The organism is Propionicimonas paludicola (genome assembly GCF_002563675.1).
Classification (GTDB): Bacteria; Actinomycetota; Actinomycetes; order Propionibacteriales; family Propionibacteriaceae; genus Propionicimonas; species Propionicimonas paludicola.
In genome coordinates, this window is record NZ_PDJC01000001.1 from 487,607 (window position 1) to 508,886 (window position 21,280).

Below are 21,280 nucleotides of genomic sequence, written 5' to 3' on the forward strand. Positions count from 1 at the left end.
GGCGCGGTGCGCGCCGTGGCCGCGACGGGTCAGCTCTCGGCGCCGCCGCCGGGCTGCAGCGAGGCCCAGATCTCCTTGCACTCGGGGCAGACCGGGAAGCGGTCGGGGTTGCGCGAGGGCACCCAGACCTTGCCGCACAGCGCGATCACCGGGGTGCCCATCACCATGGCCTCGGTCAGCTTGGCCTTGGGGACGTAGTGCGAGAACCGCTCGTGATCGCCCTCGTCGAGGCGGTACTCGGTGTGCTCCTTGACGATGGTGGTCGTCTGCGGGTTCTCACTGGTCATCGAGGCCTCTTTCCAAAGGATGCTGCGGTTCAGGCGGCCTTCCGGGCACGTCCGAGTTGCCGAACCAGTCCAAAGGTACCCAAGGCGGCGAACACGACGTACATCAGGATGTCGGTGGTGTACTCACTCCACACCTCACCTCGACCCAGGTTGTAGATGATGGTGTCCAGCTTGTCGGCCAGGGCCGCGTCCGGGAGCTCCGTGGCCAGGAAGCCCAGCACGTCGGTCACCACCATCGAGACGATCGACAAGGCCACCCCGACCACGATCACGACGAGCACTCCCCATACGCCCTTGCGGGGCGGCGCACCGGCGCCAAGGGTGTACAGCCAGATCGCGGCATAGGCCATGGCGAAGCTGGTGATCGAGGCGATGAAGCCGACCTTGTACAGAATCATGGTCAGCACGACGCCGACCACGATGGCGCCCAGCGAGAACAGCAGACCGCGGCCCACCCGCTCGTGGACCGGCGCTTCCTTCCACCATCCCTCGGTGGTGTCCGCGGCTGCGGCCGCGGCGGCTGGCACACCGGGAGCGCTCGCTGACTCGGCGTAGGGGGGCAGCTCGATGCCCGGCGCCGGGAAGGCGTTCGTCAGTGGCGGGGTCGGGGCCGGGTAGCTGAACTGGCTCGGCTCCGGCGGGACGACCACCGGCGAGGTGGGCGGCTGTGCCGGCGTTACCGCCTCGACGAAGTCGGGGCCGGTGGCCGGTTCCGTGGACTCTGGATCGGTCATTGCGGCTCCTTGTGGGCGGTCGTTGAGGGGATCGTAGCGGGAGCGGGCGTCCGCCTTGACCGCTGGACGGGTGCGGCGGCCCGGTTCCTGGGATCTGGCTGCGTTGTGACCGCTGTTGCCGGTGATCGCGGCCCGGTTCGGCGGCCTCGATGACCGGGCGGAGTAGTATCTCGACATCGAGAGATCAGGGGGTGGCATGGACGAGGTCGACCGGATCCTGGCCGCCTGGGCCACCGAGCTGCCCGAACTCGACACCAGCCCACTAGCCAGCCTTTCCCGGATGAGTCGGCTGGACCGGCATCTGGATCGGGCTCGCCGCCAGGCCTTCGCCGGCCAGCAGCTGGAGCAGTGGGAGTTCGACGTGCTGGCCGCTTTGCGTCGCCAAGGCCCGCCCTATGAGCTGTCGCCGGGCGAACTGATCCACCAGACGCTGTCCACCTCGGGGACCATGACCAACCGGGTGAACCGCCTGGTCGAGCGAGGATTGGTCGAGCGGCGTCCCAACCCCGACGACGGCCGGGGAGTGGTGGTCCGGCTCACTGAGGCCGGGCGGGCCGGCGTCCAGGCCGCCCTCACCGAGCTGCTGGCTTTCGAGCGGGACGTGCTGTCGGCGATCTCGGCGGACGAGCGGGCCCAGCTGGCCACTCTGCTGCGCCGTCTGCTGGCGCCGTTCGAGCGCAGCTGAGCCGCGCCGGTATCGTTGGCCGGGTCCTGCCAGCCCCACCGGAAGCCCACTCATGGCCCTGTCGAATCAGTACCTGACCGAGTTGGCGCAGGCCTATGGGATCGCCACCGAGTTCTGGGACTGGAAGGGCCGGCTCACCGAGGTCACCGACGAGACGGTGATCGCCATCCTGGCCGCACTGGACGTCTCCGCGGCCGACCCGGAGTCTGCGGCCGCCGCCCTGGAGCAGGTGCGGCTTCGTCCGTGGAGCCGGCTGCTGCCACCCTGCGTGGTCACTGAGCAGGGGACGGTCGACAGCGTCCAGGTGCATGTGCCCGACGGCGAGCCGGTGCAGCTGAGCGTCCGGCTCGAGGACGGCGGGCTGCGCGATCTGCGCCAGGTGGACGATTTCGAGGCCCCGCGCTGGGTGGACGGGGTGCTGGTCGGCCAGGCGTCCTTCGAACTCCCCGCCAACCTTCCGCTGGGCTACCACCGGCTGCAGGCCATCACCGCCGATGCCCAGCTGGAGACCAGCCTGATCGTCACCCCGAGCTTCTTGGGCTTCCCGGACAGCCTCGGCGACAAGCGGGCCTGGGGCTACGCCGTCCAGCTGTACAGCCTGTCGTCGGCCGACTCCTGGGGAGTCGGTGACCTGCTCGACCTGGCCGATCTGGCCACCTGGTCGGCCAGCCAGCAGTACGCCGGCTTCGTCCTGGTGAACCCGCTGCACGCGGCCGAGCCGGACGCCCCGATCGAACCGTCGCCCTACCTGCCCACCTCGCGTCGCTACGTGAACCCGCTGTATCTGCGCCCGGAAGCTATTCCGGAGTACGCCGAGCTCGGCGAGGCTGAGCGGGCCGAGATCCGGCAGGCCAAGAACGAGCTGCGGGCGGCGTTGGTCGGGGCCGAGCTGATCGATCGCGATCTGATCTGGGCGGCCAAGGTGCGGGCGCTGCAGGTGGTGCATGCCCGCGGGCTGCGTCCGGCCCGCCGGATGGCGCTCAACCACTTCCTGCGCCGCGAGGGACGCAGCCTGCTGCAGTTCGCCACCTGGTCGGCGCTGGCCACCGTCCACGGTCACGACTGGCGCACCTGGCCCAGCCAGTACCACCGTCCCTCGGCACCGGCCGTGGCCGAGTTCGCCGACCAGCACGCCGAACTGATCAGCTTCTTTGCCTGGCTGCAGTGGGTGGCCGACGACCAGCTGCGCGCGGCCCAGTCCGCGGCGCACGACGCCGGGATGCGGGTCGGGATCATGAACGACCTCGCCGTCGGGGTCGGCCCGCAGAGTGCGGAGGCCTGGACCTACTCCAACCTGTTCGCCTCCGGCATGGGCGTGGGTGCGCCGCCGGATCACTTCAACCAGACCGGGCAGTCCTGGGGGCAGGCGCCCTGGCGTCCGGATCGGCTGGACGAGCTGTCCTACGCCCCGTTCCGGAGCATGGTGGCCGGCATCCTGCGGCACTGCGGCGGGATCCGGGTCGATCACATCATGGGGCTGTTCCGGCTGTGGTGGATCCCCGAAGGGATGAGCGCGGCCCAGGGCAGCTACGTCCGCTACAACCACGAGGCCATGGTCGGCATCCTGGCCCTGGAGGCGGTTCGGGCCGGGGCGCTGGTGGTCGGCGAGGACCTCGGGGTGGTCGAGCCGTGGGTGCGTGAGTACCTGCGTCGCCGCGGCATCCTGGGCACCTCGGTGGCCTGGTTCGAGCGGGACGACCAGGGCTGCCCGCTGCCGCCGCAGGCCTGGCGGGAGTACTGCCTGGCGTCGGTCACCACTCACGATCTGCCGCCGACCGCCGGCTACTTGGCCGATGAGCACGTCCGGCTGCAGCACCGGCTGGGCCTGCTGACCGAGTCGTTGGAGACCGAACTGGGCAATGCCGCCGCCGAGCGGGAGGCGTTCATCGCCAGCCTGCGCGCCGGTGGCTACCTGAGTGCCGATCCGGCTTCCACCCAGGACGTGGTCGAAGCCCTGCACCGCTACCTGGTGGCGACGCCGTCCCGGATCCTGTGTGCGGCGCTCACCGACGCCGTCGGGGACCGACGCACCCAGAACCAGCCCGGGACCAGCACCGAGTATCCGAACTGGCGGGTACCGCTCAGCGGTCCGGACGGGCGTCCGCTGGCTCTGGAGGACCTCTACCGCAACGAGCGCTCGTTCCGGTTGGCCACCATCATGAACGACTTCGCCGTCCCGCTGAACCCGCCCGACGAGGCGGAACTGGCCCCGCTCGGCTGACCACCGGGCCCACTCGACTGACCCACCCTGGCTCGCTTCGCTACCGCAACTGTCGCTTCGCTACCGCTAGGCCTGCTTCGCTACCCCTCTACCGGTAGCGAAGCAGCCCGAACGGTAGCGAGGTGCGCCGAAGGGTAGCGAGGTGCGTCGAAGGGTAGCGAAGTGCCGGGCGGGGACGAGCGGGGACGAGCAGGGACGGGCTCAGCCGAGCTCGGCGACAACGGTGACCGGGGCGTCGCCCAGGTGGCCGCGCAGCACGTCCAGGTCGTCGGGGGAGCAGCTGAACAGCACGCAGCTGGACGGTCCGCCGGAGTCAGTCAGGCTCAGCCCGTGCTCGGGCCTCCAGTCGATTCGCAGGCCATCGGCCGCGGCCAACTGGGGTATCTCCCAGGCCAGGCCCTTCGAGCCGACCGGCAGTGCATCATGGACGACCCCGCTGGCCAGCGCCGCGGTGACGGCCGCCACCGAGACCTGATCGGGATGCCCGATGTAGACCTCATGGCGGGGAGCCGAGATCGGCAGCCCGGCACAGACCACCAGATCACCGGGCTGCGAGCCGCCGCCGACCCGACGTCCGGGACGCCGCCGTCCCAGCACAGTGACGCCGATCCCGGTGGCGACGGTGGCCACGTTGTCCTCGGTGCTGCCGGTGATCGCCTCGCGGGCCACCCCGGCCTCGGCGGCCAGCCGGCAGATCTCGGCGATCATCTGCGCGCCGAGCGGTTCCAGCTCGACACACAGATCATCGATCACCGCGATCGGCTCGGCTCCCGCACACAGCACCTCCAGGAGCGGCACCCGCAGCGCGAAGTGAGCCACCGTGGCGGCATCCGAGGCGACGGTGTCGGCCGGCTTCGGGCCGATCCCGCCGACCGAATCGGTGGCCACCACCAGGTCGTCCCCGAGTAGCAGCAGATCCCGCACGCGGCGGGCGCCCGACGAAGGTGCACTCATGGTCGGCTACCTGCGCAGCTCGACCAGCTCGGCGGCCAGGCGCTGCGGATCCAGGCCGTTGACCTCCCGCAGCTGGGCCAGCATGTCGGCCGGCACTCCCTGCAGGCCGCTCAGCGAGCCGCACATGGCCCCGGCCATGGCCCCGATGGTGTCGGTGTCGCCGCCGAGGTTGGCGGCCAGCTCGGTGGCCCGGTGCGGGTCGGCGTGGGTCCGGGCCACCAGGCCCAGTGCGGCCGGCACGCTCTCGGTGGTGGTCACCCAGGCCCCGACCAGGTCGTACAGCTGAGTGAGGAACTCCTGGTCGCTGGTCGGACGTTCGGCCAGCTCGATGGCTAGCCGGGCCCGGGCCGAGACTGCGGCGGCCACGGTCTGCTGGCCGCGCTCCCGGCCCAGATCGGCCGCACGCATGCCGACCTCGACCGCCTCAGCCAGGTCGGCCCCCTCGATGCCGGCCGAGATCACCCCGGCCACCAGGCAGGCGCCGCTGACCGCGACTCCGGTGTTGTGCGACATCACGGTGGCCTCGACCACGGCGTCCACCAGGGCGTCCAGGTCGTCGGGGCGCCGGACGATGCCGATCGGCGCGATCCGCATGGCCGCACCGTTGGTCTCGCCGCCGTCGCCGGTGCTGCGCGGATCGGCACCCGAGCGCAGCAGGTCGATGGCCTTGGCCGAGCTCGGCCCCAGGAAGTTGCCGGCACTGGCGTTCACTCGGTCCGCCCAGGCCACCAGCTCACGAGCCACATCCTCGGCCCGGACCTCGCCGCCGGCATCCCGGACGGTGGCAGCCAGCATGAAGGCCTGCTGGGTGTCGTCGGTGACCTGGCCGGCCCGGAAGCCGTCCACGATCTCGTGACCGGGAGGTGCGGGGTGGAAGCCGCTCAGCCAGCCGAAGGTGTCCCGGATCTTCTGGGGAACCCACAGTTCGCCCGGCATCCCCATGGCATCGCCAAGAGCCAAGCCGGCCAGGCAGCCCGCCGCACGATCTACAACAGCACTCATCACACAACTCCATATCCGAGGCCGAACCGCAGCCAGCACACCACCACGAGGGTGAGCACCGCTGCCGCCAGCACCACAATGTCGACCGTACGGAACTTCAAATCACTCATCGCCGTCATCGAGTTGGTCGCCCCGTAGCCGCGGTTGGTCATTGCCACGGCCAGGTTGTCGGCCAACAGAATCGAGTTGGTGATGAGCGGCACCATGATCGGGACGAAGGACACGATCTGGCCGACCGGCCCGGTGTCCTTGATCCGCGCGCCGCGGGCCCGTTGGGCCTCGACGATCAGGTCCTTCTTGTGCACCATCGTCGGAATGAACGACAGCGCCGTGGTGACCAGGATGGACAGCCAGTAGGGCGCGTGCATCTTGGACATCACCACCAGCAGGTCATCGATCGGCGTGCTCACCGTGAAGGCATAGGTGGCCACCACCATCAGCAGGATTCGGGCCACGAAGTTCAGCCCCACCAGCAGCGCACCCAGCGTGACCGGCCAGCCCCACAGGCTGAACAGCACCTGCGCGTTCTCCGGCAACGTGTACTGCGAGCTGGTGAACATGGTCACCGCCACGATCAGCACGAAGACCAGCAGCAGCGGTTGCAGCATGGCCCACAGCCCACCCATCGGGGTGCGCACCGCGATCAGCGCGGCCAGCAGGATCACCAGCAGAGCCAGGTTCCCCAGCGGGTGGGAGAACATGAACAGCGCGATCATGATCACCACGAAGACGGCGATCTTGATCCGGACGTCCAGTCGCTCGAGGATCATCGGGCACCTCCGGCAAGGACGGACGCCAGATGGCGGCCGAGTTCGTACTCGTCCAGACAGGCGGTGGCCTGCGGCCACAGCCGGCGCGATAGCGCCACGGTGTCGGTCGTGGTGACCGCAGCCGCAGCCAGCACCTCGGTCTGGGCCAGGACGTCCGCAGTCGGACCGTCGGCGGCGACCAGGCCGTCGCTCATCACCACGACCCGGCGGGCGTGATGGGCCACCACATCGATGTCGTGGGTGACCATGACGATGGTGGTGCCGGCAGCGTTCAGCTCGTCGATCAGCTTCATCATTGCCTGCACCCCGGCCCAGTCCTGGCCGGTGGTCGGCTCATCGACCACCAGGATCTGCGGACGCAGGGCCAGGATCGAGGCCACCGCGATCCGCTGCCGCTCGCCCTTGCCGAGCGAGAACGGGTGTTCGTCGCGGACGGCGCTGAGCCCGGTGAAGCCGAGCACCTCGTCGAGCCGGGCGTCGATCTCGGCCTGGGGCATGCCGACCGTCTTCATGCCGTAGGCGACCTCCTCGGCGACCGACGCGCAGAAGATCTGGTGATCCGGGTTCTGGAAGACGTAGCCCACGTGGCGGGCCAGCTCCCAGGACTGCAGCGTGGCTGCGTCCACCCCGTTGACGATCACCTGGCCCGAGGTGGGCTGCAGGATCCGGTTCAGATGCTTGGCCAGGGTGGTCTTGCCGGCGCCATTGCGTCCGACCAGAGCCACGTACTCGCCGGCCTGGATGCTGAGGTTCACTCCGGACAGGCCGCGATGGCCGCCGGGGTAGGTGTGCACCAGGTCATGGATCTCGATCACCGGCTGGGCGGCGTCCGACGAGGCCGCAACCTGCTCGGGGGCCGGCAGCGGACGGCCGGTGGCCAGTCTTTCGACAAGCGCCACCGCCGACTCCAGGTCGAGCGGGATCTCGTCGCGGCCGATCAGGCCTGCCCTGACCAGGTGGTCGCCCACCACGGTCAGGGGCAGCGGCTTGACCAGGTTCTCCTCGACCAACTCCAGGTTCCGGAAGAAGTCGGCCGGCACCCCCTGCCAGCTGACCTGACCGTCCTTCAGCACCACCAGCCGGTCGGCCCGGTGCACCACATCGGCGCTGGCGTGCTCGACGGCGATGATGGTGGCGTCGTCACTGTGCCGGAGCCGGTCGACGGTCGCGTAGATCTCTTCGCGGCCCTGCGGATCGAGTTCCGAGGTGGGCTCGTCCAGGCAGAGCACCTCCGGCTTCAACGCCAGAATGCCGGCGATCGCCAGCCGCTGCTTCTGCCCGCCGGACAGCTGTGAGGTCTCCCGCTCGGCGAAGGCGCTCAGCTGCACCTGGGCCAGGCAGTCGCTCACCCGGCGGTTGATCTCCTCACGCGGGACGAGATAGTTGCGCGGCCCGAAGGCGACATCCTCGGCCACGGTGCGGCCCAGGATCTGGCTCTCCGGATCCTGCAGGACCAGACCGATGTACTCGGTGATGGTTTGCACCCGGAAGTCGCGCAGGCTGGTTCCGTCGAGGATCACCTCGCCGGTCATCGTCCCCTCCTTGAGGTGGGGAATCACACCGTTCAGCGCCATCAGCAGGGTCGACTTGCCGGCCCCGGTCTGGCCCATCACCACGGTGAAACTCCCCGCCTTCAGGCTCAACTCGATCCCGCGGAGGACGTCGGAGTCAGCTTTCGGGTAGCGATAGCTGACCCCGACCACATCCAAAGACTGCTGCATGTCGTCAGTTCAGGAGCTTGCTGTTGCGGACCGCGTAGTACGCGACGGCGGCAATCACCAGGTTCACGACCGAGGCGACCAGCAGCGACGGGGTGGCTGCGGCGTACATGCCCCAGCCGCCGATCGGCAGGACCACCAGGCCCAGGACGAAGCTGTTCAGGATCGAGGTGACCACGACGGCCACCACCAGCCAGATCTGGCCCTTGCGACCCAGCCAGCGGAAGGCCAGCGCGCAACCGCCCATGGCCAGCGCGACCACGATGTGGATCGGCAGGGTCAGCGGGAAGCCGACGATGGCCGAGGAGAGCAGGTGGCCGACCGCGATCACGATGAAGCCGACCCAGCCGCCGAAGCCGATGGCTGCGAAGAAGCCGGGAGCCGAGTCCAGGCCGATGGAGCCCAGCGGGCTGGGGATCTTGATGAACGAGCCGACGGCGCTCAGGGCGATGAAGATCGCCATGATGGCCAGCTTGCGGGCAGACACCGGCGACTTTGTGGCCTGGTCCGGTGAACGATCCGAGAGGGACATCTTTCTACTCCTTTGTAGCTGTTGCGAGGAACGAGGTCAGCCCGATGAGGTCGGGTCCGGAGCGTGCGCCCAGCTGGGTGCAGGAGGCTGCCGCGACCGCATTGGCCAACCGAATGGAATCGGCCGAATCGCGACCGTCGATGAAATGGAAGTACAGGAAGGCACCGGCGAAGGCGTCGCCGGCCCCGGTGGTGTCGACCGGCGTGACCGGGTAGCCGGAGACCGTGATCCGCTCGCCCGAGCCGGATACGGCGATGGCGCCGTCGCCGCCGAGAGTGACGATGGACAGCCCGGGGCAGTGCGCGGCCAGGAAGGCCAGGCCGGTCTCGACGTCGTCGCTGCCGCACAGGTCGGTCAGCCCCTCGCGGCAGGGCAGGAAGACGGTGGCCTTGGCTGCGGCCGCCAGGACGTCCTCGCGGCTCACCCCCAGACCGGCCATGGTGCCCATGCCGACTTCCAGCCCGAAGACCACCGGCACTCCGGAGGTGGTGGCTGCGGCCAGACCGGCCAGGGCGGCGTCCCGGGGGACCAGGTCGGTGTAGAAGACCTTGGCCGTGCTGATGGTGTGCAGATCGACCTCACCCGGGGTGAGCGAGCCGAAGGCATCGCCCAGGTCGAGCAGGATGAACCGGTCGCCGGCCGCGTCCACCACCACGGTGGTGCTCAGCGAGGTGCCGCCGGGAAGCACCCGCATACCGGCGGTGTCGACTCCTTCGGCCTGCAGGCTGTCGATGATCTGGCCGCCGAGCTGGTCGTCGCCGACCTTGCCGATGTAGGCCGCGGCGGCGCCCAGCCGGGCGGCCTGGGCGATCACATTGGTGCCCGAACCGCCGGGCAGATAGCTGCGTCCGGTGACCACGGCGAAGCCGTCCGGGCCGGGCAGCCGATCCACCTGGATCAGCACGTCCATGGCCAGGGTGCCCAGGCCGACGATGTCGCTCACGACTTCCTCCTCAACGTGATGGTGTGGTGGTAGCGGTCGGAGCGGATGATCGTCCGGCTGTACTCGATCGGTTGTTCTGCCTTGTCAAAGCCGTGACGGGCGATCGCGAGCAGCGGCTCGCCGAGCTTCACCTCGAGCATGGCGGCCACCTCCGCGTCCGCCTTGGCCAGGCCGAAGGTGTCCTCGGTGGTCTGGACGACCAGGTTGAAGGCGTCCTCGAGCTGGGCGTACAGCGACTCCCCGCCCAGCAGGTTGTCGATGTCGTAGCCGCGGAACAGGGCCACCGGCAGGTAGGAGACGTTGTGAGAGACCGGTGCGCCGTCGGCGGTGCGGATCCGGGGGAAGCGGACGACCTCGACTCCGGTGGCGATCCCGAGATTGCGGGCCACCTCGGCTCCGGCCGGCACCGTGGCGAGCTCCTCGGCGCGACGCCCGGGGGTGATTCCCTGGGCCAGCATCATCTGGGTGAAGCTCATCAGGGTGGCCGGCTTCAGGCTCAGCCGCGGGGCGACCACCCGGGTGCCCATCCCGTGAATGATGGTCAGCAGCCCTTCGCCGACGAGCTCCTCGACGGCCTTGCGAATGGTGGTCCGGGAGACCCGGTAGCGCTCCTGGAGGTCAGGCTCGCTCGGAATGTAGGTGCCCGCTGGCCAGGCACCCTGCGCAATGCGATCGGCGATGTCCCGTTTCACCCGCAGGTATAAGGGCTCTGCCATCATGACCTCCTGCCGTCACGACGTCGTGATGTCTGATTCTGCTCACACGTCACTCCTGGAGTCAATGGCTTGCCGGATATCGGGGTGGGAGTTCGCCGTCCGCCGCCGTCGTGTCCCCGCGGGCAGTCCGGTTCGGTTGGTACCGCCCTTGCTACTCGGCGGTCGGCGCCCTGCGTTGACGCTTGAGTTGGCCGCGCTTGGTCTTGCTGTTCAACCGCCGGTCGACTGAGCCGCGGCTGGGCCGGGTGGGTCGGCGAGGCGGGGGTGGCGGCGCCAACGCCGCCCGCAGTAGTTCGGCCAGGCGCTCTCGGGCTGCGATCCGGTTGCGGTGTTGGGAGCGGAACTCGGCGGCCTCAATGGTCACGACGGTGCCGTCCAGCCGGCTCGCCAGGCGATGCAGGGCTCGACTGCGCTGGAGGTCGGTGAAGGCCCTGGTGGTTGCCAGATCGAAGGAGAGCTGGACGCGTGAGTCGGCGGTGTTGACCGCCTGGCCGCCCGGACCGGAGGCGTGCGAGAACCGTTCTACAAGTTCGGCGTCGGGGATCACCAGGCCGTCCGGAAGGCCGGGTCCGGGGAGCAGCCGAAGATCATCCACCCGACAACGGTAGGCGCAGAGGACGGGCAGGGGCATCTCCGCCCTGCCCAGCCGACGAGCGGCTAGTGCAGCGCGGCGTCGGCCGGACCGATCCGGCAGGCCAGGAAGCGGGCCTGGAAGCCCGATCTGGTCGGCGCGCACAGGTAGGGACCGGCTTCGGCAGCACCGGCCACGAACGGCGCCACCCGGACCAAGCGGAACGGGCCACCGTCCACGGCTGCCCGGACGGTGATCGAGTCGGCGGCTCGACTGGCCCGCACGGTGATCCGGCGGCCATTCCAGTCGTCGACGGCACCGGTCGACCAGTCGGACTTGCCCAGCGTCACCACGGCACCCAGGTTCAGCACGCCGTCGGCGAACTCGCAGCCGGCCTTCACCCAGTGCTCGGCATCGGCGCGGATCATCAGCCCGGCCTGATCGAACTGTCCGGTGAAGTCGGCCCGGAAGTCCACCTCCAGGGCCTGGCCGACGGCCAGCGGGCTCAGCAGTGCGTGCGCACTGTCATGGACGAAGCCGTAGCTGGTGTGCCGCCAGGAGTCCGAACCGGCCAGGGCGGTGACCAGCAGCTCATCCCCGTCCTCGACGGCCTCGGCCGGCGGGTTCAGCCAGCGTCCGGGCCAGCTCATCAGGCCAGTCCCGAGCCGGCCAGGGCCACCCCGGCGTCGGCCAGCTCGTCCAGCACCAGATCCAGGCGCTGCGGAGTCACGGCGGCAGTCAGGTCGAGCAGCACTCGCACGTCCAGACCGGCCTTGACTGCGTCCAGCGCGGTGGCTCGGACGCAGTAGTCGGTGGCGATCCCGGCCACGTCGACCTGGTCGACACCGCGCTCGGCCAGCCATTGGCCCAGCCCGACTCCGGCGCACGTCCCTTCGAAGCCGGAGTAGGCAGCGGCGTACTCACCCTTGTCGAAGACCGCCTCGAAGTCCGCTTCTGACAAGGGCGCATGGAGCTCGGCGCCGGGGGTTCCGGCCACGCAGTGCACCGGCCAGGAGTCGACGAAGTCGGGGGTGTCGGAGAAGTGGCTGCCCGGATCGATGTGGTGGTCACGGGTGGCCACCACATGGTCGTAGCGGTGCGGCACGGCCAGCAGCTTGCCGAGTCGGCTCGCGACACCGGCACCGCCGACCACGGCCAGTGAGCCGCCCTCGCAGAAGTCGTTCTGCACGTCGACAACGATCAACGCCTTGATCATGACGGCCTCCTCAGGTAGGGGCTCTCCAGGGTGCGTCCGGCCTCGTCCAGCAGCAGGGTGGGCAGCGACGGCTCGCCCTTGCTCATCTTCGATGCCGACAGTGGCAGCTCGGCGCGGACCTGCTGATGGCGCTCCCGGGCGGCCTCCAGCGGCTCCCGGTAGACCACCTTGCCCTTGCTCATCAGCGGCACCAGCAGCGGACGATCGTTGCCGTCGTCGACCGGGGGAGTACCGATCCCGATCACCTCGGCCTGGGCCCGACCGTCCGGGCCGAGCCGGCGCAGCGCGTACTTGCGGCCACCCACTGTGGCCTTCTCCGGGCTGCGCTTGGCGACCGGGATCAGCGGGGCGTCCTTGGCATCGCTCTCGGCCCGGGCCACCAGCTTGTAGATGAAGCCACAGGTCGGTGCGCCGGAGCCGGTGACCAAGGAGGTGCCCACCCCGTAGCCGTCCACCGGAGCGCTGCGCAGCGCGGCGATCTGGTACTCGTCCAGATCGGAGGTGACGATGATCTTGGTCTTGGTGGCGCCCAGCGAGTCGAGCAGTGCGCGCACCTGGGTGGCCAGCTCGGCCAGGTCGCCGGAGTCCAGCCGGATGGCGCCCAGCTTGCCCTTGCTCAGCCGGACGCCGGTGCGCACCGCCTCTTCGATGTCGTAGGTGTCGACCAGCAGCGTGGTGGACTTCCCCAAGGTCTTCAGCTGGGCCTTGAACGCCTCTTCCTCGGTGTCGTGCAGCAGGGTGAACGAGTGAGCCGCCGTGCCGGTGGTGGGGATCCCGTAGCTGCGTCCGGCCTCGAGGTTGGACGTGGCCTGGAAGCCGGCCAGATAGGCGGCCCGGGCCGCCGATACTGCCGCGTACTCATTGGTCCGGCGCGAGCCCATCTCGATGCAGGGCCGATCGCCGGCCATGGCCGTCATCCGGGACGCCGCCGAGGCCACTGCGCAGTCGTAGTTGTAGATGCTCAGCAGCAGCGTCTCCAGCAGGACGGCCTCGGCGAAGCTGCCCTCGACCACCAGCAGCGGCGAGCCCGGGAAGTAGACCTCGCCTTCGGGGTAGCCCCACACGTCGCCGCGGAACTTGTAGCGGCTCAGCCAGTCGGCCAGGTCGGTGTCGATCACGTTCTCTTCGAGCAGGAAGTTCAGCGCGGACTCGTCGAACCGGAAGGCCTGGATGGCCTCCAGGGCCCGGGCCACCCCGGCCACCACCCCGTAGCGGCGTCCCTCGGGCAACCGGCGAGCGAACAGTTCGAAGACGCTGGCGCGGCCGGCGGTTTTCGAGCGCATCGCTGCTCGGACCATGGTGAGCTCGTAATGGTCGGTCAGCAGTGCCGTGCTCGGCAGGGCACCCGACGGCGACGTCAACAGGGTCATGCTTGGCAGCCTAGTGCGGGATGGGCTGGGGGTGTCTGACACAATGGCCGGGTGTCCACACCATCTGCTCCGCAGCAGCCGGGGGGCGCCACCGCGATCGAGGAGCGTCCGGCCGATCAGGAAGTCGGTGGCTGGGTCACCATCGTCTGGGACGACCCGGTGAACCTGATGAGCTACGTCACCCACGTCTTCGTCACCTACTTCGGCTACCCCGAGGAGAAGGCCACCGAGCTGATGCTGCGCGTGCACAACCACGGCAAGGCCGCGGTCTCGCACGGCACCAGGGAACGGATGGAGACCGATGTCGAAGCCATGCAGGGCTACGGCCTGTGGGCGACTCTCGAGCAGGCCTGATGCGTGACTTCAAGCGGTCCGGGCCGCTGATCAAGATGAAGCTGACCGACTACGAGGCCACCTTGCTGGAGTCGCTGGTCGACCAGTTCAGCGGGCTGCTCGAGGACGGCTCGGCGCCCCTGGAATCGTCCGACCCGTTCGAGCGGTTGGCCGCCGAGTCGGTGGCACCCGAGCTGGACACCTCCGATCCGGTGATCGCCCGGCTGTTCCCGGACGCCTATCCCGAGGACCCGGGGGCCTCGGCCGACTTCCGACGGTTCACCCAGGCCCGGCAGCGGGACACCCGACTGACCGAGGCCGAGATCGTGCTCACTGCGCTGCGGGACTGCGACGGCGGCCGGCATCCGGTGCAGGTGCGGGTGATCGAGCTGGACGCCTGGCTGAAGACCCTCACTGCGGTTCGGCTGAGCCTGGCCGTGCGGCTGGGGATCGAGACCACCTCCGACGCCGAGGAGCTGGATCAGCTTCCCGACGAGGATCCGCGGCTGTACATCTACCGCGTCTACGAGTGGATCGCCTACCTCACCGAGAACCTCATCGGCCTGGCCTGAGATTTAAGAAACGCACTCGTCGTCAATATGCGGACGAGATTTGGTGGCCGATGGCGAGTTAGGTTAGCCTTACCAACATGCCGGACGGTACGAACATTTGCCTAGCGACTGAGCTCACCAAAGCTCCGCTGAACCAGCAGCTCACCCTGGTGGACTCCCGCGTCGATCAGGGAAGCCGGATCCGGCTGGCCTCGCTCGGGCTGCGACTGGGCAGTACCTTCTCGCTGATCGCCCGCACCGCCGGTGGCGGACGGGTGGCCGTGGTCTCCGGCACCCGGGTCGCCCTGGGCAAGAGCCTGCTCACCCAGCTGTCGGCCGAGGTGGTCCGCTGATGACCACTCGTGCCACTGAGCTGCCCCTGCTCGAGGCGCCGCTGATCGGCGCCAAGGCCTGCTGCGCCCCCGCGGACAACGGCTCGGCCGGACCGTCCGCGCCGATGGTCGCCCTGGCCGGCGTCCCGAACACCGGAAAGTCGACCCTGTTCAACGCGCTGACTGGTGCCCGGGTGACCATGGGGAACTGGCCGGGCACCACCGTCGAGGTGGCCCGCGGCGTCTGGAAGACCAACCGCCAGGAGGCGGCTTGCGACTGCGACGATTGTGAGTGCGGGCCGGAGGACGGACGGCTGGATCTGACCCTGATCGACCTGCCCGGTGCCTACTCCCTGGATCCGCAGTCTCCGGACGAGGCGCTGACCCGCGATCTGCTGCTGGCCGGCCCGGTGGAGGATCGTCCCGATCTCACTGTGGTGGCCTGCGACGCCTCGCGGCTGGCCGCCTGCCTGTACCTGGTGGCGCAGCTGCGCGAGAACGCTGTGCCGGTGGTCGTGGCCTTGACCATGCTGGACGTGGCCGGCAAGCGGGACACCGAACTCGACCTTCCGGCGCTGAGCCGGCGGCTCGGCTGCCCGGTGGTCGCCATCGACCCGCGCCGCCGGTCCGGCCTGGACGCCCTGGCCACCACTGTTCGGGAGAACCTCGGCCGACCGGCCGCGCCGGCTCGTCCGGTACCCGCCGATGCGGACTGGTTGGTCCTCGACGACGACCGGTTCACCTGGATCGCGCAGGCCATCGAGGACGGCGTCTCCGGCTCCGGAGGCAGCCTGCGAACCGTCTCCGACAAGGTGGATCGCTGGGTCACTGCACCGGTGGTCGGCCCGCTGATCTTCCTGGGTGTGATGTGGCTGCTGTTCCAGCTGACCACCACTCTCGCCGCTCCGCTGCAGGACTTCCTGGGCGGCCTGGTCTCCGGCCCGATCACTGACGGGGCGACCTGGGCACTGACCGCCATGGGGCTGTCCGGCACCTGGGTCGAGGGGCTGATTGTGGACGGCCTGATCGCCGGCGTCGGCATGCTGCTCACCTTCGTCCCGCTGATGGCGTTGATGTTCGTGGCGCTGGCCGTGCTGGAGGACTCCGGCTACTTGGCGCGGGCCGCGGTGGTCACCGACCGGCTGATGCGCACCATCGGGCTGCCTGGGCGTGCCTTCCTGCCCCTGATCGTCGGCTACGGCTGCAATGTGCCCGCGATCAGCGGCACCCGGATCCTGCCCAACGCCAAGCACCGGCTGCTGACGGCGCTGCTGGTGCCGTTCACCTCGTGCACGGCGCGGCTCACTGTCTTCGTGATGATGGGGGCGGTCTTCTTCGGCCCCTACGCCGGCACTGCAGTCTTCGGGATGTACCTGGCGTCCATCCTGATCATCATCGGGGTCGGCCTGGCGCTGCGCGGCACGCTGTGGCGCGGCGAGCCGATCGAGCCGCTGGTCATCGATCTTCCCGCCTACCAGGTCCCCACTCTGCGGCTGACCGCGTCGGTCACCTGGACCCGGCTGAAGGGCTTCCTGCAAACGGCCTCGGGGATCATCGTGGTCACCGTGGCTGCGGTCTGGCTGCTCCAGTCAATCCCGGTGCACGCCGGGGAGAACTTCGGCGAGGTTCCGGTCGAGGACTCGGTGTACGGCGCGGTGTCGTCCGCCGTGGCTCCAGTGTTCGCCCCGGCCGGCTTCGGCAGTTGGCAGAGCTCGTCCACCCTGATCGTCGGCTTCGTGGCCAAGGAAGCGGTGATCTCGTCCTGGGCGCAGACCTACGCGGTGGCCGAGCCGGACGATTCGGCTACCCCCGGTGACCTCGGTTCGGCGGTGCTGGCCACCTTCACCGAGTCCTCTGGTGGGCATCCGATCCCGGCCGCGCTGGCCTTCATGATCTTCCTGATGGCGTACACGCCCTGCGTGGCCACGCTGGCCGCACAATGGCGTGAAATCGGTCCACGCTGGACCTTGTTCGGAGTGGCCATGCAGTTGGTGGTCGCCTGGACTCTGGCGGTGGCCACCTTCCAGATCGGCAGGTTGTTCTGGTGAGCGGGCCACTGAGCGCAGTCATGGCCGAGGTCGCGGCCGGTACCTCTTCGGTGCCCGAAATGGCTCGCCACCAGGGGTTGGACGAGGCCGTGGTGCGCGCCGCGCTGGATCACCTGGTCCGGGCCGGTCGGATCACCCGTGCCGCGCTCGGCTCCGAGTGTGGACCCGAAGGCTGCTCGAGCTGTCCGTTGGTCGACGGCTGTGGCGCAGCCGGGCCACGGCTGATTTCACTCACCCTGGCGCGCTGAGCGCCGGCTCACCAGATTCCGGGCGGCCGCCGCCGATCCAGTGGCGGCTCGGACGGGGTGGCCGTCCCGGTCAGCCGCTGCCAGCCCTTCTCCAGGCCGCGCCGGGCGTCGTCCATGGCGCGCAGGCCGCGTAGAACCAGCTTGGTGACATCGATCGGCGGCTGGCTCATCGGTTCGGGCTTCCTGTCTGGGCACTGCGGTTGCGGTGATTGGTAACCAGTCTGCCCCCGTCCTAGAGTCGGTGCACGTGACGACAACCGATGCGCCGATCGGGGTCTTCGACTCCGGCTTCGGCGGCTTGACCGTGGCGCGGGCGCTGCGCGACCAGCTGCCCGGCGAGGACATGGTCTATCTGGGTGACACGGCCCGGGCCCCGTACGGCACCAAGAGCCTGGGCGAGGTCCGTGAGTACGCACTGGAGTGCCTGGACTATCTGGCCGGGACCGGGGTGAAGGCGCTGGTGATCGCCTGCAACTCGGCGTCGTCCGCCGTGCTGCGCGATGCCAGGGAGCGTTACGACATCCCGGTGATCGATGTGATCCTGCCGGCCGCGCGCCGGGCCGTCCGGGCCTCTCGGAGCGGGCGGATCGGGCTGATCTGCACCGAGGCCACCGCGCATTCGGGCAGCTATGACGACGCCCTGGCCGCCGTCCCCGATGTGGAGCTGGTGACGGCACCCTGTCCGCTGTTCGTGGAGTTCGTCGAGGCCGGGGTGACCGGTGGCGCCGAGTTGATGGACGCGGCCCGCGGCTACCTGTTGCCGCTGCGCGAGGCTGGCATCGACACTCTGATCCTGGGCTGCACGCATTACCCGCTGCTGTCCGGTGTCATCTCATATGTGATGGGGGACGAGGTCAGTCTGGTCTCCTCGGCCGACGAGTGCGCCAAGGAGGTTTACGCCACCTTGCTGGACACCGGACGGCTGCGTACCGAGCCGCGGGAGGCTCACCTGCGGTTCCTGACCACCGGCAGCCCGGAGCTGTTCGCCGGGATCGGCCGCCGGCTGATGGGTGGCTTCGTCGAGCAGGTGGAGCAGGTCTACACGGTCTGACCTCCCGGACGCCGAGCCGCACCGTCCGCCCTGCGCAGCGGGCCTATCGTCCGAAGATGCCGAACTTGCCCTTGGGCTTTGCCGCGGAGAGCTCGGCGTCGCTGTGCTGGCCGCCGCACCACTGGCTGGCTGGGACCATGGCCTTGACCTGGGCTACGTGCTGGCCACAGCCGGACCAGGTGGTCTTGCCGCAAACCCTGCAGGTGACCGGACTACACATTTCGCACTCACTCCTCGTTTGATTGGATGTGACGAGCATACCCCAGGGGGTATGCGACCTGGCAACCCCGCGTTGTCGAGAGAATACCTAGAGCCGGTATCCGGTGGTGTCCGGAGCCCTCGCTAGGCTGATGCCATGCCTGCAACCAGAGCCGATGGACGTTCAGCCGACCAACTTCGAGAGGTCCGGATCACCCGGAACTGGCTCGATCACGCGGAGGGCTCGGTGCTGGTCGAGTTCGGGGCCACGCGGGTCCTGGTGGCCGCCTCGGTGACCGAGGGCGTCCCGCGTTGGCGCAAGGGCAGCGGCCTGGGCTGGGTCACCGCCGAGTACGCCATGCTGCCCCGAGCCACTCACTCCCGTAGCGACCGCGAGTCGGTCAAGGGCCGGATCGGTGGCCGCACCCACGAGATCAGCCGGTTGGTGGGACGCAGCCTGCGCGCCGTCATCGACTACAAGGCCCTTGGCGAGAACACCATCGTCTTGGACTGTGACGTCCTGCAAGCCGACGGCGGCACCCGGACCGCCTCGATCACCGGCGCCTACGTGGCGCTGGCCGATGCGGTCTCCTGGCTGCGAGCCCGTGGCTCGCTGGCCGGCGAGCCGTTGATCGGCTCGGTGGCGGCCATCTCGGTGGGAGTGATCGACGGCGAAGTGCGCCTGGATCTGCCCTACGAGGAGGACTCCCGGGCCGAAGTCGATCTGAACGTGGTGGCCACCGGCACCGGCGAGCTGATCGAGGTGCAGGGCACCGCCGAAGGCAAGCCGTTCAGCCGCGACGTGCTCAACCAGCTGCTCGACCTCGGCTTGGCCGGGTGCGCCGACCTGACCCGGCTCCAGCAGGAGGCACTGGCTCGATGAGCATCGTCGTCGTCGCCACCCACAACGCCAAGAAGGCCGCCGAGCTGCATCGGGTGCTGGCCGCGGCCGGCATCGACGCCGAGGTCAAGGGTCTGGACGAGCTGCCGGCCTACCCGGAGCCGGCCGAGACCGAGCGCACCTTCGAGGGCAATGCGCTGATCAAGGCTCGGGCTGCGGTGGCGGCCACCGGGCAGATCGCGGTGGCCGATGACTCGGGGATCGCGGTCGATCTGCTCAACGGGATGCCGGGCGTCCGTTCGGCCCGCTGGTCCGGGCCGAACGCTACCGACAAGGCCAATCTCGACCTGCTGATCGCCCAGTTGACCGACACCGAGGAGGCCGATCGCACCGCGCAGTTCGTCTGCGCCATGGCCCTGGTCACCCCGGACGGCACCGAACACCTGGTCCGCGGCGTGATGCCCGGCCACCTGGTGCTCGTCCCGCGGGGCAGCAACGGCTTCGGCTACGACCCGATCTTCGTTGCCGACGGCAACACCGTCACCAATGCCGAGCTCAGCCCGGCCGAGAAGGACGCCATCAGCCACCGCGGCCAGGCCGTCCGCGCGATCGTCCCGCTGTTGCGAGAAGTGTTGGAGGCCGGATCATGAAGCAGTACCTCGACCTGATGCAGCGCGTCCTCGACGAGGGGGTGGCCAAGACCGACCGCACCGGCACCGGCACGATCAGCGTCTTCGGCCACCAGATGCGCTTCGACCTGGCCGAGGGCTTCCCGCTGCTGACCACCAAGAAGCTGCACACTCGCAGCATCTTCGGTGAGCTGTTGTGGTTCCTGCGCGGTTCGACCAACGTCGCCTGGCTGCACGAGAACAACATCTCGATCTGGGACGAGTGGGCCGACCCGGACGGTGAACTGGGCCCGATCTACGGCTACCAGTGGCGCTCCTGGCCGACTCCGGACGGCGGCCACGTCGACCAGATCAAGGCGGTCATCGAGTCGATCCGGACCAACCCGGACAGCCGCCGGCACATCGTCAGCGCCTGGAATGTCGGCCAACTGTCGGAGATGGCGCTGCCGCCCTGCCACGCCTTCTTCCAGTTCTATGTGGCCGACGGGAAGCTCTCCTGCCAGCTCTACCAGCGCTCTGCGGACGTCTTCCTGGGGGTGCCGTTCAACATCGCCTCCTACGCGCTGCTGACCCATCTGATCGCCCAGCTCACCGGGCTGGAGGTCGGCGAGTTCGTCCACACGCTCGGCGACACCCACCTCTACCTGAACCACCTCGACCAGGCCCGGTTGCAGCTGAGCCGCGAGCCCCGGCCGCTGCCCACCCTGGTGCTCAACCCGGCCATCCGCGACATCGATTCGATCGAGCTGAGCGACATCGAGGTGGTCGGCTACGACCCGCACCCGGGGATCAAGGCTCCGATTTCGGTCTGACGTGGCCTACCATCGCAGCGTGCAGCTCATTGGGATCGCGATCGTCGGCGCCAACGGCGTGATCGGAGACGGCGCACACCAGCCGTTCGAGATCCCCGAGGACTGGGCCCGGTTCAAGCGGGTCACCAGTGGGCACCCGCTGATCATGGGCCGACGCACCCATGAGGCGATCGCTCGTTGGCTGCCGCATCGCACCACGATCGTGGTGACCACTCGTCCGGAGTCGGTCGAGCTTCCCGACGGCGAACGGGCCCGGGGGATGGCGGTCTCCGGGGTGGACGAGGCCATCGACGCGGCCCTGCGCCTGGACCGCGTGGTCTATGTGGCCGGTGGCGGAACGATCTATCGCCAGGCCTGGGATCGGCTGACCAATCTCGACCTGACCGAGGTGCACGCCACGGCGCCGGGGACGGTCTTCTTCCCCCAGATCGATCCTGCACAGTGGCTCGAGGTGTCGCGGGAGCCGCACGACGGCTTCGACTTCGTCGGCTATCGACGCATCAGCAGCTGATCGGCCT

The 21,280-nt window shown here is 69.2% G+C and carries 26 protein-coding genes; 12 read left to right on the forward strand and 14 right to left on the reverse strand.

From position 1 onward, the window contains the following. Window positions 1-29: 29 nt before the first annotated feature. Both ATK74_RS02225 and ATK74_RS02230 read right to left on the reverse strand, forming a co-directional pair. Window positions 30-287: a DUF3039 domain-containing protein gene (locus ATK74_RS02225; protein ID WP_098459515.1), complete on the reverse strand. Its 258-nt coding sequence runs from the start codon at window positions 285-287 to the stop codon at window positions 30-32. A gap of 29 nt (window positions 288-316) precedes the next feature. Then, the gene (locus ATK74_RS02230) at window positions 317-1,021 is read right to left on the reverse strand and encodes a hypothetical protein (protein ID WP_098459516.1); all 705 of its coding nucleotides are present in this window, start codon (window positions 1,019-1,021) and stop codon (window positions 317-319) included. A 196-nt stretch (window positions 1,022-1,217) separates the two neighbouring features. On the opposite strand from ATK74_RS02230, the gene ATK74_RS02235 reads away from it, so the two are divergent. Both ATK74_RS02235 and malQ read left to right on the forward strand, forming a co-directional pair. Further along, window positions 1,218-1,706 carry a MarR family winged helix-turn-helix transcriptional regulator gene (locus tag ATK74_RS02235; protein WP_098459517.1) on the forward strand — a complete coding sequence of 163 codons (489 nt, stop codon included), beginning with the start codon at window positions 1,218-1,220 and terminating at the stop codon, window positions 1,704-1,706. Window positions 1,707-1,758: 52 nt separating this feature from the next. Further along, on the forward strand, window positions 1,759-3,927 hold the full coding sequence (malQ, locus tag ATK74_RS02240; RefSeq protein ID WP_098459518.1) for a 4-alpha-glucanotransferase: 2,169 nt from the start codon (window positions 1,759-1,761) through the stop codon (window positions 3,925-3,927). A 201-nt stretch (window positions 3,928-4,128) separates the two neighbouring features. Here the strand turns inward: malQ and ATK74_RS02245 are convergent, their stop codons facing one another. From ATK74_RS02245 to ATK74_RS02295, 11 genes are all read right to left on the reverse strand, one after another. Further along, window positions 4,129-4,881 carry an AIR synthase related protein gene (locus ATK74_RS02245; RefSeq protein WP_098459519.1) on the reverse strand — a complete coding sequence of 251 codons (753 nt, stop codon included), beginning with the start codon at window positions 4,879-4,881 and terminating at the stop codon, window positions 4,129-4,131. 6 nt (window positions 4,882-4,887) lie between these two features. Continuing rightward, window positions 4,888-5,883 carry an ADP-ribosylglycohydrolase family protein gene (locus tag ATK74_RS02250; protein ID WP_098459520.1) on the reverse strand — a complete coding sequence of 332 codons (996 nt, stop codon included), beginning with the start codon at window positions 5,881-5,883 and terminating at the stop codon, window positions 4,888-4,890. After that, complete coding sequence (locus ATK74_RS02255) at window positions 5,883-6,653, reverse strand: energy-coupling factor transporter transmembrane component T family protein (RefSeq protein ID WP_098459521.1); 771 nt, start codon at window positions 6,651-6,653, stop codon at window positions 5,883-5,885. The genes ATK74_RS02250 and ATK74_RS02255 overlap by 1 nt, the downstream gene beginning before the upstream one ends. Further along, complete coding sequence (locus ATK74_RS02260; RefSeq protein ID WP_098459522.1) at window positions 6,650-8,374, reverse strand: ABC transporter ATP-binding protein; 1,725 nt, start codon at window positions 8,372-8,374, stop codon at window positions 6,650-6,652. Before ATK74_RS02260 ends, ATK74_RS02255 begins: the two co-directional genes overlap by 4 nt. Window positions 8,375-8,378: 4 nt before the next feature. Further along, the gene (locus ATK74_RS02265; protein WP_098459523.1) at window positions 8,379-8,903 is read right to left on the reverse strand and encodes an ECF transporter S component; all 525 of its coding nucleotides are present in this window, start codon (window positions 8,901-8,903) and stop codon (window positions 8,379-8,381) included. A gap of 4 nt (window positions 8,904-8,907) precedes the next feature. Further along, window positions 8,908-9,846 (reverse strand): carbohydrate kinase family protein, encoded by a 939-nt coding sequence (locus ATK74_RS02270; protein WP_098459524.1) that lies wholly within the window; start codon window positions 9,844-9,846, stop codon window positions 8,908-8,910. Beyond that, window positions 9,843-10,562 (reverse strand): GntR family transcriptional regulator, encoded by a 720-nt coding sequence (locus ATK74_RS02275; protein WP_169923693.1) that lies wholly within the window; start codon window positions 10,560-10,562, stop codon window positions 9,843-9,845. The genes ATK74_RS02270 and ATK74_RS02275 overlap by 4 nt, the downstream gene beginning before the upstream one ends. Window positions 10,563-10,713: 151 nt before the next feature. Beyond that, window positions 10,714-11,157 carry an alternative ribosome rescue aminoacyl-tRNA hydrolase ArfB gene (gene arfB, locus ATK74_RS02280; RefSeq protein ID WP_098459526.1) on the reverse strand — a complete coding sequence of 148 codons (444 nt, stop codon included), beginning with the start codon at window positions 11,155-11,157 and terminating at the stop codon, window positions 10,714-10,716. A 62-nt stretch (window positions 11,158-11,219) separates the two neighbouring features. Then, window positions 11,220-11,783 (reverse strand): DUF1349 domain-containing protein, encoded by a 564-nt coding sequence (locus ATK74_RS02285; protein ID WP_098459527.1) that lies wholly within the window; start codon window positions 11,781-11,783, stop codon window positions 11,220-11,222. Beyond that, window positions 11,783-12,349: a nicotinamidase gene (locus tag ATK74_RS02290; protein ID WP_098459528.1), complete on the reverse strand. Its 567-nt coding sequence runs from the start codon at window positions 12,347-12,349 to the stop codon at window positions 11,783-11,785. The genes ATK74_RS02285 and ATK74_RS02290 overlap by 1 nt, the downstream gene beginning before the upstream one ends. Beyond that, complete coding sequence (locus ATK74_RS02295; protein ID WP_098459529.1) at window positions 12,346-13,719, reverse strand: nicotinate phosphoribosyltransferase; 1,374 nt, start codon at window positions 13,717-13,719, stop codon at window positions 12,346-12,348. The genes ATK74_RS02290 and ATK74_RS02295 overlap by 4 nt, the downstream gene beginning before the upstream one ends. A 51-nt stretch (window positions 13,720-13,770) precedes the next feature. Between ATK74_RS02295 and clpS the strand changes: the two genes are divergently transcribed. The 5 genes from clpS to ATK74_RS02320 all read left to right on the forward strand — a co-directional run bounded on the left by clpS (window position 13,771) and on the right by ATK74_RS02320 (window position 17,231). After that, entirely contained in the window at window positions 13,771-14,073 is a 303-nt protein-coding gene (gene clpS / locus ATK74_RS02300) for an ATP-dependent Clp protease adapter ClpS (RefSeq protein ID WP_098459530.1), read from the forward strand. Further along, the gene (locus ATK74_RS02305) at window positions 14,073-14,624 is read left to right on the forward strand and encodes a DUF2017 domain-containing protein (protein WP_098459531.1); all 552 of its coding nucleotides are present in this window, start codon (window positions 14,073-14,075) and stop codon (window positions 14,622-14,624) included. Before clpS ends, ATK74_RS02305 begins: the two co-directional genes overlap by 1 nt. Before the next feature lie 77 nt (window positions 14,625-14,701). Beyond that, window positions 14,702-14,956, forward strand: coding sequence for a FeoA family protein (locus tag ATK74_RS02310; RefSeq protein ID WP_098459532.1), 255 nt, complete (start codon window positions 14,702-14,704; stop codon window positions 14,954-14,956). Continuing rightward, the gene (gene feoB / locus ATK74_RS02315) at window positions 14,956-16,983 is read left to right on the forward strand and encodes a ferrous iron transport protein B (RefSeq protein ID WP_211283258.1); all 2,028 of its coding nucleotides are present in this window, start codon (window positions 14,956-14,958) and stop codon (window positions 16,981-16,983) included. Before ATK74_RS02310 ends, feoB begins: the two co-directional genes overlap by 1 nt. After that, window positions 16,980-17,231: a FeoC-like transcriptional regulator gene (locus ATK74_RS02320; RefSeq protein ID WP_143483528.1), complete on the forward strand. Its 252-nt coding sequence runs from the start codon at window positions 16,980-16,982 to the stop codon at window positions 17,229-17,231. The genes feoB and ATK74_RS02320 overlap by 4 nt, the downstream gene beginning before the upstream one ends. 8 nt (window positions 17,232-17,239) lie before the next feature. Here the strand turns inward: ATK74_RS02320 and ATK74_RS15265 are convergent, their stop codons facing one another. Continuing rightward, the gene (locus ATK74_RS15265; protein WP_169923694.1) at window positions 17,240-17,401 is read right to left on the reverse strand and encodes a hypothetical protein; all 162 of its coding nucleotides are present in this window, start codon (window positions 17,399-17,401) and stop codon (window positions 17,240-17,242) included. A 71-nt stretch (window positions 17,402-17,472) separates the two neighbouring features. Here ATK74_RS15265 and murI point away from each other — a divergent pair, with 71 nt between their 5' ends. From murI to ATK74_RS02345, 5 genes are all read left to right on the forward strand, one after another. After that, window positions 17,473-18,282 carry a glutamate racemase gene (gene murI / locus ATK74_RS02325; RefSeq protein WP_425440090.1) on the forward strand — a complete coding sequence of 270 codons (810 nt, stop codon included), beginning with the start codon at window positions 17,473-17,475 and terminating at the stop codon, window positions 18,280-18,282. 355 nt (window positions 18,283-18,637) lie between these two features. Continuing rightward, window positions 18,638-19,363 (forward strand): ribonuclease PH, encoded by a 726-nt coding sequence (gene rph, locus ATK74_RS02330; RefSeq protein WP_098459535.1) that lies wholly within the window; start codon window positions 18,638-18,640, stop codon window positions 19,361-19,363. Then, window positions 19,360-19,971: an RdgB/HAM1 family non-canonical purine NTP pyrophosphatase gene (rdgB, locus tag ATK74_RS02335; RefSeq protein WP_098459536.1), complete on the forward strand. Its 612-nt coding sequence runs from the start codon at window positions 19,360-19,362 to the stop codon at window positions 19,969-19,971. Before rph ends, rdgB begins: the two co-directional genes overlap by 4 nt. After that, entirely contained in the window at window positions 19,968-20,762 is a 795-nt protein-coding gene (locus tag ATK74_RS02340) for a thymidylate synthase (protein WP_098459537.1), read from the forward strand. The genes rdgB and ATK74_RS02340 overlap by 4 nt, the downstream gene beginning before the upstream one ends. A gap of 19 nt (window positions 20,763-20,781) precedes the next feature. After that, window positions 20,782-21,273, forward strand: a complete 492-nt coding sequence (locus ATK74_RS02345) for a dihydrofolate reductase (protein ID WP_098461907.1) — start codon at window positions 20,782-20,784, stop codon at window positions 21,271-21,273. The last annotated feature ends 7 nt before the right edge of the window (window positions 21,274-21,280 follow it).